This is a genomic window from Natronoarchaeum rubrum (assembly GCF_024494695.1).
In genome coordinates this window covers 157,446-169,910 of the sequence record NZ_JANHDP010000001.1, presented here as the reverse complement: position 1 = coordinate 169,910, position 12,465 = coordinate 157,446, and the positions used below count along the sequence as shown (strand labels likewise).

At 67.2% G+C, this 12,465-nt stretch carries 13 protein-coding genes; 8 read left to right on the top strand and 5 right to left on the bottom strand.

The genetic code is table 11. The features are described 5' to 3' along the window. Positions 1-43: 43 nt before the first annotated feature. On the top strand, positions 44-1,210 hold the full coding sequence (locus NO931_RS00960) for an acyl-CoA dehydrogenase family protein (RefSeq protein WP_256390749.1): 1,167 nt from the start codon (positions 44-46) through the stop codon (positions 1,208-1,210). 2 nt (positions 1,211-1,212) lie between these two features. Here the strand turns inward: NO931_RS00960 and NO931_RS00955 are convergent, their stop codons facing one another. Continuing rightward, complete coding sequence (locus NO931_RS00955) at positions 1,213-1,512, bottom strand: PadR family transcriptional regulator (RefSeq protein WP_256390748.1); 300 nt, start codon at positions 1,510-1,512, stop codon at positions 1,213-1,215. 121 nt (positions 1,513-1,633) lie between these two features. Here NO931_RS00955 and NO931_RS00950 point away from each other — a divergent pair, with 121 nt between their 5' ends. Both NO931_RS00950 and NO931_RS00945 read left to right on the top strand, forming a co-directional pair. Then, on the top strand, positions 1,634-1,975 hold the full coding sequence (locus NO931_RS00950) for a DUF7111 family protein (protein ID WP_259371386.1): 342 nt from the start codon (positions 1,634-1,636) through the stop codon (positions 1,973-1,975). A gap of 110 nt (positions 1,976-2,085) precedes the next feature. Next, positions 2,086-3,105: an alpha/beta fold hydrolase gene (locus NO931_RS00945; RefSeq protein WP_256390747.1), complete on the top strand. Its 1,020-nt coding sequence runs from the start codon at positions 2,086-2,088 to the stop codon at positions 3,103-3,105. A gap of 48 nt (positions 3,106-3,153) precedes the next feature. Here the strand turns inward: NO931_RS00945 and NO931_RS00940 are convergent, their stop codons facing one another. From NO931_RS00940 to coxB, 3 genes are all read right to left on the bottom strand, one after another. Beyond that, positions 3,154-3,423, bottom strand: coding sequence for a DUF7410 domain-containing protein (locus NO931_RS00940; protein WP_256390746.1), 270 nt, complete (start codon positions 3,421-3,423; stop codon positions 3,154-3,156). A 35-nt stretch (positions 3,424-3,458) separates the two neighbouring features. Continuing rightward, a complete protein-coding gene (locus NO931_RS00935) occupies positions 3,459-4,304 on the bottom strand; it encodes a cytochrome c oxidase subunit 3 (RefSeq protein WP_256390745.1) in 846 nt (281 codons plus the stop codon). Positions 4,305-4,429: 125 nt separating this feature from the next. Continuing rightward, the gene (gene coxB / locus NO931_RS00930; RefSeq protein ID WP_256390744.1) at positions 4,430-5,179 is read right to left on the bottom strand and encodes a cytochrome c oxidase subunit II; all 750 of its coding nucleotides are present in this window, start codon (positions 5,177-5,179) and stop codon (positions 4,430-4,432) included. A gap of 206 nt (positions 5,180-5,385) precedes the next feature. On the opposite strand from coxB, the gene NO931_RS00925 reads away from it, so the two are divergent. The 5 genes from NO931_RS00925 to NO931_RS00905 all read left to right on the top strand — a co-directional run bounded on the left by NO931_RS00925 (position 5,386) and on the right by NO931_RS00905 (position 11,329). Then, the gene (locus NO931_RS00925; RefSeq protein ID WP_375142013.1) at positions 5,386-6,876 is read left to right on the top strand and encodes a heme o synthase; all 1,491 of its coding nucleotides are present in this window, start codon (positions 5,386-5,388) and stop codon (positions 6,874-6,876) included. A gap of 28 nt (positions 6,877-6,904) precedes the next feature. Beyond that, complete coding sequence (locus tag NO931_RS00920) at positions 6,905-7,621, top strand: DUF7546 family protein (RefSeq protein WP_256390743.1); 717 nt, start codon at positions 6,905-6,907, stop codon at positions 7,619-7,621. A gap of 43 nt (positions 7,622-7,664) precedes the next feature. Continuing rightward, positions 7,665-9,917 carry a PAS domain S-box protein gene (locus NO931_RS00915; protein WP_256390742.1) on the top strand — a complete coding sequence of 751 codons (2,253 nt, stop codon included), beginning with the start codon at positions 7,665-7,667 and terminating at the stop codon, positions 9,915-9,917. Positions 9,918-10,001: 84 nt separating this feature from the next. Next, entirely contained in the window at positions 10,002-10,670 is a 669-nt protein-coding gene (locus NO931_RS00910; RefSeq protein ID WP_256390741.1) for a response regulator, read from the top strand. Beyond that, entirely contained in the window at positions 10,667-11,329 is a 663-nt protein-coding gene (locus tag NO931_RS00905; RefSeq protein ID WP_256390740.1) for an RAD55 family ATPase, read from the top strand. Before NO931_RS00910 ends, NO931_RS00905 begins: the two co-directional genes overlap by 4 nt. A gap of 69 nt (positions 11,330-11,398) precedes the next feature. Here the strand turns inward: NO931_RS00905 and NO931_RS00900 are convergent, their stop codons facing one another. Next, positions 11,399-12,418, bottom strand: a complete 1,020-nt coding sequence (locus tag NO931_RS00900) for an aldo/keto reductase (RefSeq protein ID WP_256390739.1) — start codon at positions 12,416-12,418, stop codon at positions 11,399-11,401. Positions 12,419-12,465 lie beyond the last annotated feature (47 nt).

Here is a 12,465-nt window from a genome sequence, read left to right as displayed (position 1 = left end):
CGATAATGGGAACTGTGAAGTCGGGCGCCCCGAAGATTGGCACATGGAGTTCGGACTCAGCCAGGAACAGCGCCAGATCCGTGACACGGTCGCCGAGTTCGTCGACGAGGAGGTCGTTCCGCGCGCCGGCGAGATCGACGAGACCGACGAGTTCCCCGACGACCTGATCGACGAGATGAGCGAGCTCGGGCTGATGGGGATGCCGTTCCCCGAGGAGTACGGCGGCGCGGGGCTGGACTACCACAGCTACGCGCTGGCGCTCGCGGAGATCAGCCGCGGCAGCGGCGGGCTGGGCACGATCGTCGCGGCCCACACCAGCCTCGCGGGCAACATGCTCTACGAGTTCGGCGACGACGACCAGAAGGAAACCTACCTGACGCCGCTCAACGAGGGCCGCGATATCGGCGCGTTCGCGCTGTCGGAGCCCGGCGCCGGCAGCGACGTGCCCGCCATGGATACGACCGCCGAACCGGTCGGCAGAGAGGACGGCGAACCCGAGGAGTACGTCGTCAACGGCGGCAAGCTCTGGATCTCGAACGGCTCGGTCGCCGACACGGTCGTCCTGTTCGCCAAGACCGACGAGGACGCCGGGAACAAGGGCATCTCGTCGTTCGTCGTCCGGCCCGAGGAGGACGACGGGTTCCACGTCGAGGGGACCGAGCACAAGCTCGGCGACAAGGGCTGTCCCACCGCCGAACTGCGCTTCGACGACATGCACGTGCCCGCCGAGCGGCGCCTCGGCGCCGAAGGCGAGGGGTTCGTCCATGCGCTCAAGACGCTCAACGCCGGCCGGATCACGATCGCGGCCCGCGGCGTCGGCATCGCGCAGGCCGCGCTCGACGCCGCGGCGGAGTACGCCAACGAACGCGAGCAGTTCGACCAGCCCATCGGCGAGTTCCAGTCGATCAAACACAAGCTCGCGGACATGGACACCAAACTCCAGGCCGCGCGCATGCTGATGCACAAAGCGGCGGACCGGAAGATCCGCGGCGAGGACTACGTCAAGGAGGCTGCGCAGGCCAAGCTGTACTCCTCGGAGATTTCCCGCGAGGTCGCCAACGAGGGGATCCAGATCCACGGCGGCTACGGCTACACGAAGGACTTCCCCGCCGAGCGGTTCTACCGGGACGCCAAGCTCAACGAGATCTACGAGGGGACCAGCGAAATCCTGCGCAACACGATCGGCGACCGGGTGCTCGACGGGCGCTGAGGTTACGAATCGTCCTTCGGGACGTCCTCGTCGACGTGCTCACGGAGCCACGCTACGTGCTCGTCGAGCCGACGCCGACCACCCTCGGTGAGCGAGTAGCGATCCGCCAGCCCCTCGGTACGCACTTCCAGAAACCCCGAGTCGACCAGCGCCTCCAGCGTGCCGTAGAAGCTCTTGGGATCGATGCGCTCCTCGTAGTGGGCTTCGAGCCGCGTCTTGAGCTGCTGGCTCGACAGTTCGCCCGCGCCGGCCAGCAGGACGCAGAGATCGCGCCGCCGCCCGCTGCGTAAGAACTTCGTCATGCGCGAGAGGCGGCGCGCCGCGGCATCAAAGCTTGCGCTTCGGCCGTCGATCCCAATTGACCGCGCGCCGGCCGTCCGAGAAACCGACAGCTACGACTATCGCGACTCCCTACGCCGGAGCATGACCGACGCCGACGACGCCGCTGCGGACGCAACGAACGACGAAGCCGACGCGGACGCTGCGGACGACGGCGAAGCTACTGCGGAGGCCGACGGCATCGCGGCGCGCTACCGCGTCGCCGACGGCGAGCGCGTGCTCGCGTTCGACCGCGACGGTCGCACGGCCGCAGTGGCGCAAAACGTCGACGGCTACGCCATGCTGAAAGTGCGCCCGACGCCGGACGGCGACGAGCTCGAACGGTACTACGGCTTCGACATGGCGCTCGATCACGCCGCCGAACTGCTCGGCGTCGCGCCGCGGGAGCTGCCCGTCCCCGACGCCGCCGCCGACATGGGGATGTAGCGCGATCGACGAACGACTGAAGGCATTGCTGTCGGCCGGTTCACAGGATAGTTCTACAACGCCACCCGTAATATCAAAACCCATTTGCAGGAACGGACCGAATCGCGATCGTGACCGATCCCGACGCCGCCGGACCGTCGGCCGGCAGGCGGGCGGTGCTGGCGATCCTCGGCGCCGCTGCCTCGCCCGCCCTCGCCGGCTGTCAGACGGACTCGTCGACCGCGAGCTCGCCCGACGAAGGGAACGATCCGGGGAACGCGACCGGCGACCAGCGCGGCGACGCCAACGCGTCGTCCGACGAGAACGACGACGCCGACGCGTCGGCAGGCGAGGCCGACGACCGCAACGCCTGGACGGTCGAGACGGACGTTCCCTACCGCGAGAGGCCCCAGCGGACGCTCCGCGCGGACGTGTATCGCCCCGCCGACATCGACGCCCCGCCGGTCGTCGTCCACGCCCACGGCGGCGCCTGGCGGTTCGGCGACAAGGGGTTCCGCCCGCTGTTCGGCCGCCTCGCGGCGGCCGGGTACGCCACGGTCGATATCCAGTACCGACTGAGCCACGAGGCGACGTATCCCGGACCGGTCCGGGACGTCGCCGGCGCGGTGCGGTGGGTGCGCGCGACCGCCGACGAGCGGGGCATCGACCCCTCGCGCGTCGCGCTGGCGGGCTACTCCGCGGGCGGCCACCTCGCGGGGCTGGCGGCGATGGCCCCTAATCTCGACGCCGTCCAGCCCGAGGGGTTCTACCCGAACGCCGATCCGGCTGTCGACGCGTTCGTCGGCAACGCCGGCGTCTACGACTTCACCGCCGCGGGGTACGGGAACACCGTGCTGATCAGGCAGTTCCTGGGCGGGTCGCGCGAAGAGCGTCCCGACCGCTACGAGCAGGCGTCGCCGATCTCGCACGTCGACGCCGACGCCCCGCCGGCGCTGCTGTGTCACGGCACTGCGGACCGGATCGTTCCGTTCGAGCAGTCCGAGCGGTTCGCGGCCGCGCTCGATGACGCGGGCGTCCCGGTCGAACGGCTGACGGTCGACGGCGCCGGCCATCTGTTTTACACCGCCGACCGACGGCTCGACGCCATCGCCGACGCGCAGATCGAGTTTCTCGACGGGGTAGTGAAGTGAGCGGACGCCGCGTCGCGGCGTCTGAGACTGGTTCGGGTCGCCCCGCGACTACCCGAGCACCATGTACGCGAACAGCAGGAAGAAGTAGAGCACGACCAGACTGCCCAGCACCTTCATGCGGAACACTTTGATCTCGTCGGTCTCGCCGCGGTAGGCGTCCTGAAACGCCTCGCGCTCGGCGTCGTCGATCCGATCGGGATGGTCCAGCCCCTTGTGGAGCGTGCGGTGGCGTTCCTCGTGGAACGCCCGATCGCAGTACGGACACTGCTGGGCGGAGGCGTCCTCGGGAACGCTCACGACGGGAGACCGGTCAGGCATGAGTGAGACGGGAGTGGAAGGGTCGTCGGCGTCGATCAGAGCGACGCGCCGACGTAGAGGACGACGACCAGGAACACCCAGACGACGTCGACGAAGTGCCAGTACATCGAGACGGTACTGATCGAGACGTGACGCTCCGAGGAGTACTGGCCCAGCAGCGCACGGCCGAACACGATGCCCAGCAGGACCGCGCCCAGCGAAACGTGCAGGCCGTGGAGGCCGGTCAGCGCGTAGAACCCGTTGTTGAACGCGCCTTCGAGCACGCCGAAGTTCTCGTGGATGAGGAACTCGTAGTACTCGTACACCTGACCGCCCAGGAAGATGAGGCCGAGCCCGAGCGTGGTGCCCAGCAGCGCGACGAACCGTTTGCGGTTCTCGTTGAGCAGCGCGACGTGGGCGTAGTGCATCGTGAAGCTGCTCGCGATCAGGATCGCCGTGTTGGCGAACACGAGCCAGCCGGTCAGGTGGATCCCGATGTCGCCGAGCCCGCCCACTCGGAGGAAGAAGTAGTAGACGAACAGCGCGCCGAACGTGGCGATCTCGGTGCCGAGGAACGTGAGCATCCCCCAGCGCAGCTTGGATTCGTGCTTGTGGTCGGCTTCGCGGTTCCAGAAGTCGCTGACGAACGCGTGGTACACCCAGCCGTAGAGGCCGAGCAGGAACACTGCGGTGCTAGCGACGAAGAGGCCGCCGCCCAGCGTCGTCGACCCGAAGATGTTCCGCTGGGCCAGCACGTACAGCGCGGCCCCGATGTAGAATCCCGATCCGCCCAGCGCCGTGATGAAGGGCCACCAGCTCGCCTCGCCGAACCCGCGCGGGAAGTCCTGCACGGCCGGGAGGTGGTGCCCGTGGTCGTCTGACGTGTCGTCCGCTACGGTCATACCGTAGGGTTGCAATTGGACTACCAAAAATCCATCCAAGCGCGTCCGCGAGCAGGCCGTCGCGAAAAGTCGGGATCGAAGGCGTCGAGAGCGATCGAAACCGCAGGCAGAGAGCTCGCTGGCAGTTACTGGAGGCTGGCGGAGGCGTTACCGCCGCCGTTCTCTTCCATGCGACTTGCCATCTCTTCCTCGAAGTTCTCCTGGGTCTGAACGTGAGCGGTAAACAGCATCGTCGAGTGGCCGACGCCACAGAACTCCGTACAGTAGCCCTGGAACTGGCCGGTTTCCGTCGGCGTCGTCGTGATCGTGTTGACGGTGCCCGGGCGGGCCTGCTGCTTGAGGCCGAGCTCGGGCACGTGCATCATGTGGAGCCAGTCCTCGGCGGTGATGCGGAAGTAGACCTGTTCGTCCTCGGGCAGGTACACCTCGTTAGTCGTCTGGACGCCGTCGTACTCGCCGGTGTAGTTGAACTGCCAGGCCCAGGTGTTCGTCGCGGTCACGTCGATGACGAAGTCTTCCGAGGGATCGGGCTGGTTGTCCGGACCGACGGTGCTGATCTGCGGACTGGCCATCACCTGGAACGCCGCGAAGCCGACGAACAGCAGGATGATCGCGGTCGCGATCGTCCACGTGATCTCCAGCCGGCGGTTCTCCTGGGTCGGCTGCGGGTCGTCGTTGTTCCTGAACTTCAGGACCGCGTAGATGAGGATCCCTTCGACCAGCAGCGTGATCGGCAGGGCGACGACGAGCAGCTTGTCGTTGAGCTCCTGGATCATCCGGGCGGACTCCGACGCCTGGGCGGACGCCGGTGCCGCCACGAGGAGCAAGAGCGTCGCCGCGGACAGCGCGATCAGGGCCTTCCGCGTTCTCTTCATGGTGCTCGAAGTTTTGGATCTCTCGGTTAAATATGTGCTGACTTCCCGAGCGGGACGCGCTCCGATCGCGGACGGAGGTGCGGCTACCCGGCATCGACCGCTCCGGCGAATCCTCATTCGACCCGTATTCGGGAGGGGGAATCGAAGCGGAAGCGCGGCGACTAAATACGTAGAGTCGAAGATACACAGAAGGAGGAACGATCGTCGTGACCACTACTACGCCGGCGGAATCGACGGGGGATAGCCGGCCGTTCCCGCTCGTCAAAAGCCACGAGCGGTTCACCTGGCTGCTCGCGGCCGCCGTGATCGGCGTCTACTTGCTGATCGTCGTCGGGGCGACGACCGCGCTGACCGACGCCGCGGCGGCCTGCGGCTCCTGGCCGGGCTGTGGCGGCCAGCTGTCGACGCCGCCGAGCGGCGACCTCGCGATCGCGTGGGGTCACCGTCTCGTCGCGCTGGTCGTCGGCGCGACGGTGCTGACGGTCGCGGTCGTTGGCTGGCTCGGCGGCGTCGCGCGACGCGTTCGCGGCACGCTGGCCGTCGCAGTCGCGCTGTACGCGGTGCAGGTCGGGATCGGTGCCGCGACGGCGACGTCTGGCGCGGTCGGCGCGCTCTCGACGCTGCACCTGCTCTTCGGTACCGGCATCTTCGCGTCGCTCGTGCTGTCGCTCGCGTGGACGCTCGAAGCCGACACCGCAACGCCGTCCGACCGGGATCCGGTCGGCCGCGTCGACGACGACGCCGAACCTGCCGCGGAGATCGGTGCCGACGAGTCCGACGCCGTCGACGAGGTGCCGACGCCGGAGGTGCCCGAGAGCGCGCTGGGGCGTGCAAAGCTCACCGCGTTCGCGTACTTCCGGCTGATGAAGCCGCGCCTGATGTGGCTGCTGTGTCTCGTCGCGTCGGCCGGCATGGCGCTGGCGGCCGGCTCCGGACAGTCACTGACGGTCAGGACGATCCTGCTGACGCTGGGCGGCGGCGTGCTCGCCATCGGTGCAAGCGGGACGTTCAACCACGTGCTGGAGCGCGACATCGACCGGAAGATGGCGCGGACATCGGACCGGCCGGTCGCGACCCACCTCGTCCCGGTCCGGAACGCGCTGGCCTTCGCCGGTCTGCTGACGCTCGGGTCGCTGGCGCTATTTATGCAGGTGAACCTGCTCGCCGCCGCGCTGGGGTTGGTCGCGATCCTGTTCTACAGCGTGATCTACACGCTCGTGTTGAAGCCCAACACCGTACAGAACACCGTGATCGGCGGCGCAGCGGGCGCCCTGCCGGCGATGATCGGATCGGCCGCGGTCACCGGGAAGATCGGCCTCACGGGACTGGCGCTGGCGGGCGTGATCTTCCTGTGGACGCCGGCGCACTTCTACAACCTGGCGCTGGCGTACAAGGAGGATTACGCCCGGGGCGGCTTCCCGATGATGCCCGTCGTCCGCGGCGAGGCGATCACCCGAAAGCATATTCTGCTGTATCTGGCGGCGACGCTGCTGGGCGCGAGCGCGCTTTCGGCGGTCGCCGACCTGGGCGTCCTCTACGCCGTGACGACGGTCGCCTTCGGCGCCGCGTTCCTGTGGGCCGTCGTCAGGCTCCACCGCGAGCGCACTGAGGGCGCCGCCTTCCGGGCGTTCCACGCCTCCAACGCCTACCTCGGCGCCCTGCTGATCGCGATCGTCGTCGACGCCATGGCGATCTGAGGCCGGCCGCTCGATCTCACACACCCCAATGACAGAACTCGCAACCGCCGACGAGCTGGAACGCTTGCTACCGGACCGCGAGACGCTACTGCTGTACGCCGTCGCGCTCAACACGGAGGTGTTGCTCGTTCTGCTGTACCTGCTGGTGACCGGCTCGACGCTGGGGACGTTCGGCATCTACGGGCTGGTCTGGATCACCGTCGGCGCGTGGGCGATCTACAGGACGGATCCCGCACCGACAGACCCGCGGCGGCGTCGCACCGCCGCGGCGATCGCCGGCACGTACTTTTTCGTGCTGGCGCTCATCCAGGGGCTCGTCACGCCCGGCCCGACGCTCGCGGCGCGCCTCGGGCTCGACGCCGCGGCGGCCGTCGACGCGTCGGTGTACGCGACCGGGTTCGGCACGACCCTTCAGGGCCCGCCGGGGATCACCCCCGCGATCCACTACACCGGCGCGTACCTCGATCTCACGCTCGTGCCGGCGTACGTCGTCGGCTACGGCGCGCTGGCCTATCTGGTGTACGCGACGATCATCGACGCCGCGCGCGCGTCGGTGTCGGGACTGCTCGGGCTGGTCTCCTGCGTGAGCTGCACCTGGCCGCTGATCGCCTCGCTGATCGCCGGCGTCACCGGCGGCTCGGCCAGCGCGCTCACCGGCGCCGCGTCGGGACTCGGCTTCGGCGTCTCGACGGGCGTGTTCGTGCTGACGGTCGCGCTGTTGCACTGGCGCCCGTTCGGTCGGTAACTACCCGAACATAGAAGTAGACCAGCCGTATCACAGTTGTAGCATGCACGGCGACGACGATCCCGTAGCCGACGGTCTCTACCGGACGATATTCCAGGAAGCCGACATCGGGATCGCGATCAACGACCCGGAAAACGGGACGTTCGGTGATGTCAACCCACGATACGCGGACATGCTCGGTTACGACGCCGAGGAGCTCCGCGACATGCGGATCGACGCGGTCAGTGCCGACAATCCCTCGTTCGATCAGGCGGCCGCCGAAGAACGGATGCAGCGAGTGCTCGACGGGGAGCCCCAGCAGTTCGACTGGCTCTTCGAGCGCAAGGACGGGACGGAGATCTGGACGGAAGTGAGCCTCAGGCGGACGGCGGTCGATGGCAACAGTCGTCTGCTCGCGTTCGTCCGAGATATCACCGAGAGCAAAGAGCGGGAGCGGGACCTGGAGTTCTTCGAGGAGATGGTCGAGAGCACGGGAGTCGGTATCGGCGTCTACCGACAGGACGGCGGCGTCGAGTACGCGAACGACGCGTTCGCCGAGACGCTGGGCACCGACAGCCGAGTGCTCACCGGGGCGAAGATCTGGGAGATCAACCGCGGGATCGACCGGGAGCAGTTCGGGGAGTTCTGGAACTCCTTCGAGGAAGGGGAGACGCGAACGCGGGAGGCAACCTACACGCACGAAGGCCGTGACGTGCCCGTCGAGACCGTCACGACCCGCAAGGAACTCAACGGAACGCTGTACGACTTCGGGACGATCCAGGACATCTCGGAGCGCAAGCACCAGGAGAAACGATTTCAAGCGTTCGTCGAGCAGTCGAACGACATCATCACCGTGCTCGACGCGGCCGGCACCTATCAGTACCAGAGCCCCTCCTCGAAGCGGATTCTCGGCTACGAAAGCGACGAACTGCTCGGCGAGTCGGCGTTCGAGTTCGTCCACCCGGACGACAGGGAGACCGTCGTCGAGCAGTTCCAGCGCGCGCTCGGCGAATCCGAGGAACCGCCGGCGGTCGAGTATCGCTTCCGGCACGCGGATGGGTCGTGGCGCTGGGTAGAGTCCCGGGGGTTCAACCGACTCGGCGACTCCGTCGTCGACGGATTCGTCGTCAACAGCCGGGACGTGACCGATCGGAAGGAACGCGAACGCCAGATCGCGGACCTCCACGACGCCACACGACAGATGGTTCAGGCCGCCGACGCGGCGGAGATCTGCGACATCGCGGTCGAGACGGCCGAGACGGTGCTGGACCAGCCACTCGTCGGGGTTTGGCTGAGCGAGGAGGGAGGCGAACGGCTCGAACCGGTCGTCGCGACCGACGACGCCGAAGCGCAGGTTGAGATGGGATCGATCGACGCGGGTGACGACAGCACCCTGTGGCGCTCCTACGAGTCGGAGGAGTCGATCGTCACCGGCGGCCCGGATGTCGAGTCCGAGCCGAACGACGCCGCCGTGCACGCTCATCGACGGATCTCCGTCCCGCTGGGAGAGCACGGCGTGTTGCTGATCGGATCGTCTGAAAGCGTCGGGCTCGACGACAGCGATATCGCGCTCGCGAAGCTGCTCGGGGCGAACGCCCAGACCGCACTGGAGCGCAACGAGCGCGAACAGCTGCTCGAACACCAGACCGACCAGATGGAGTTTTTCAACTCGATTCTGAGACACGACGTGCTCAACGCGATCACCGTGATCAAATCCCGCGCGCAGTTCCTCGAAGCCGAACTCGACGGCGAGCAGCTGCGGGACGTCGAGACGATCGTCAGGTGGAGCGACGACGTCAAGGAGATCGTCCAGCGGGTTCGGACCGTCCTCGAGACGCTGACGGGGGGCAGCGGCACGCAGCTCGAACGGATCGACCTCGGCGACGAGCTTCGAGCGGAAGTAGAGCGCGCCCGCCCGACGTATCCCGACGTCGCGTTCGAGATGGAGATTCCCACGGGCATCGACGTTCGAGCGAACGAACTGCTCGGCGACGTGCTCGGCAACGTGCTCACCAACGCCGTCGAGCACAACGATCACGACGACCTCCGCGTGTCGGCGACCGTCGAACGCCGCGACGACGGCGTCGTGACCCGCATCGCCGACAACGGGAGCGGCGTCGACGACGACCGGAAGGAAGCGATCTTCCGCCGCGGCGAGACGGGCCACGCGAAGTCGGTCGGCTCCGGATTCGGACTGTTCTTCGTCGACGCGATGGTGACCGAGTACGGCGGCGACGTCTGGGTCGAGGACAACGACGACGGCGGCGCGACGTTCGTCGTGCGCCTTCCCGACCCCGATCGGGACGGCGGCGAGTAACGGTCTGGCGTCTCGACTCGAGTCGCGCGAACGACGGGACGATCGGAGCCAACTATATCCGGGGGGAGGTTCTACCCGACCAGCATGGATACCACCGATTCGACGGTCATCCTCATCGTCGAAGACGAGCCGGACATCGCCGAGACCTACGAACGGTGGTTGCAGTCAACGTACGAAGTACGGATCGCTCCTGACGGCCCGACCGCGCTCGAACGACTCGACGAGACGATCGACGTGGTGCTGCTCGATCGGATGATGCCGGAGATGTCGGGCAGCGAGGTGCTGGCCGAGATTCGCGACCGCGAACTGGGGTGTCGGGTCGCGATGGTGAGCGCCGTCGATCCGGACTTCGACATCATCGAGATGGGGTTCGACGAGTACGTCACCAAGCCCCCGGAGCGCGAGGAACTGCTCGAAACGGTCGAGCGACTGGTCGACCGGGCGTCGCTCGACGACGAGTTGCAGGAATACTACAGGCTGGTCGCCCGCCGGAGCGCGCTCGAAGGCGCGAAGACGAGCGAGGAACTTGCCGAGAGCGAAAAGTACGGGGAACTGGTCGACCGAATCGAGGCCGAACGCGAGACCGTCGACGAGGATCTCGGAGACATGGCGTCCGATACGGGGTTCGTCGGCGCCGTACGCGAAATCATGAGTGAAGAAGACCAGCCGATCACGGACGACGAAGACGGATCGCTAGTCGACGGCGGTGATCGAACGGCCGACGACCACACCAAGCACGGGGATCGAGGATGAGCTCGGCGTACGACATCACGGGCGTGCTTCGGGACGACATGATCGGGGAGCTCCCCGCCGGCACGAGCGTCCTGATCGACGGGCCGTCGATGATCGGGAAGCGCGAACTCGCGCTCCGACTGCTCGCCGCCGGCCACGAGGCGGGCGACGGGATCCTCTGTGTGACGACGAGCGACGACGCCGCGAGCCTGCTCGACGAGTTCGAGCGCCAGATCCCCTCGCTGGAACGCGACCGGATCGGCGTCGTGGACTGCTCGGGGAGCGATCACCGGCGGACGATCGAGGAGATCGCGACCGAGCGGGTCGCCTCGCCGGGCGATCTCACGGGAATCAGCATCGGCACGGCGAAGCTCCTCCAGCAGTTCTCGAAACACGACGTCGAGGACGTCCGTCACGGACTGGTGTCGGTGTCGACGCTGATCCAGTATCTCGACATCAACACCGTGTTCAAGTTCCTCCACATCTACACCTCCCGGATCAACGACACCGACGGACTCGGGATCTTCACGGTCGACGCCGGAACGCACGATCGCCGGACGATCGACACCATCACCAGCGAGTTCGACTGCGTCATCGAACTGCGAGAGGACGACGCCGGAGATCGGGAGATCCGGATCAAGGGGCTCTCGGGCGTTGACCGCAGCTGGCATCCGTACTGAGGGGCTCGCAGTCGGTGGTCGGACCGATCGTACCACGGTCGGTGGTCGGGCCGAGCACCTCGACGACGCTCAGTCCCGATGGCCCCAGCGTCGCCCCTCCTCGTCGTAGCGCGCTTCCGAGATGCGGGCGTGCTGGTCGTCCGAGAGGTCGACATCGACGGCGCCGACGTTCTCCTCTAGCTGGTCGGGCGTCCGGGCGCCGACGATCGGCACGCAGGTGAACTTGCTCTGGTCGATCAGCCAGCGCAGCGACACCTGCGCGGGCGTGGCGTCGGCCTCGTCGGCCACGGCGCGGATCTCGTCGAGCACCTCCCAGCCCCGCTCGGAGACGTAGTACTCGTCGAAGTTGGGGTCGATCTCGCCGCGGGAGTCGTCGGGCGCCTCGACGCCGCTTTCGGTGCGCTCGTACTTGCCCGTCAGGAAGCCGCCGGCCAGCGGCGAGTACGGACAGACCGCCAGATCCTGGTCGGCGCAGACGTCGAGATAGTCGACGACGTCGTCGCGGTACGCGGCGTGAAACAGCGGCTGGGTCACGTCGAACCGCTCTAAGTCCTCGACGTCGCTCTTCCAGAGCGCCTTCGTGAGCTTCCAGCCGGCCATCGTCGAGGCGCCGAGGTGGTTGACCTTGCCCTCGCGGACGAGCTCGGTGAGCGTACGTAGTGTCTCCTCGATCGGCGTCTCGTCGTCCCAGCGGTGGATGTAGTAGACGTCGAGGTAGTCCGTTCCGAGACGGTCGAGCGTCCCCTCGATCTGGGCGCGGATGTGCTTGCGGCCGAGTCCCGAGTCGTTCGGACCGGGCTCGCCCCAGCCGTCGAAGGGGAAGTAGACCTTCGAGGCCAGCACGAAGTCCTCGCGGTCCCGCTCGTCGAGCCACTCGCCGATCCACTCCTCGCTCTTCCCGTTGGGGTTGCCGTAGACGTTGGCGGTGTCGATAAAGTTGACGCCCTGCTCCTCGGCGGCGTCGAGCAGGTCGTGCGCCTCGTCTTTGGTCGTCTCGGTCTGGCCGCCGGTCTCCCGGCCGAATCGCCAGGTGCCGAAACACAGTTGCGACACTGTCGTCCCCGTCGAGCCGAGTTTCGTGTACTCCATACTCGGGAGTGTGCTACGCTGCGGGGTAAGCGGTGGGGTTGCGGCGG

What these genes read in the sequence shown, in the direction of transcription:
- NO931_RS00960 (WP_256390749.1), top strand. Translation starts at nt 44, where the DNA reads ATGGAGTTCGGACTCAGCCAGGAACAGCGCCAGATCCGTGACACGGTC.
- NO931_RS00955 (WP_256390748.1), bottom strand. Translation starts at nt 1,512, where the DNA reads ATGACGAAGTTCTTACGCAGCGGGCGGCGGCGCGATCTCTGCGTCCTG.
- NO931_RS00950 (WP_259371386.1), top strand. Translation starts at nt 1,634, where the DNA reads ATGACCGACGCCGACGACGCCGCTGCGGACGCAACGAACGACGAAGCC.
- NO931_RS00940 (WP_256390746.1), bottom strand. Translation starts at nt 3,423, where the DNA reads ATGCCTGACCGGTCTCCCGTCGTGAGCGTTCCCGAGGACGCCTCCGCC.
- NO931_RS00935 (WP_256390745.1), bottom strand. Translation starts at nt 4,304, where the DNA reads ATGACCGTAGCGGACGACACGTCAGACGACCACGGGCACCACCTCCCG.
- coxB (WP_256390744.1), bottom strand. Translation starts at nt 5,179, where the DNA reads ATGAAGAGAACGCGGAAGGCCCTGATCGCGCTGTCCGCGGCGACGCTC.
- NO931_RS00920 (WP_256390743.1), top strand. Translation starts at nt 6,905, where the DNA reads ATGACAGAACTCGCAACCGCCGACGAGCTGGAACGCTTGCTACCGGAC.
- NO931_RS00915 (WP_256390742.1), top strand. Translation starts at nt 7,665, where the DNA reads ATGCACGGCGACGACGATCCCGTAGCCGACGGTCTCTACCGGACGATA.
- NO931_RS00910 (WP_256390741.1), top strand. Translation starts at nt 10,002, where the DNA reads ATGGATACCACCGATTCGACGGTCATCCTCATCGTCGAAGACGAGCCG.
- NO931_RS00905 (WP_256390740.1), top strand. Translation starts at nt 10,667, where the DNA reads ATGAGCTCGGCGTACGACATCACGGGCGTGCTTCGGGACGACATGATC.
- NO931_RS00900 (WP_256390739.1), bottom strand. Translation starts at nt 12,418, where the DNA reads ATGGAGTACACGAAACTCGGCTCGACGGGGACGACAGTGTCGCAACTG.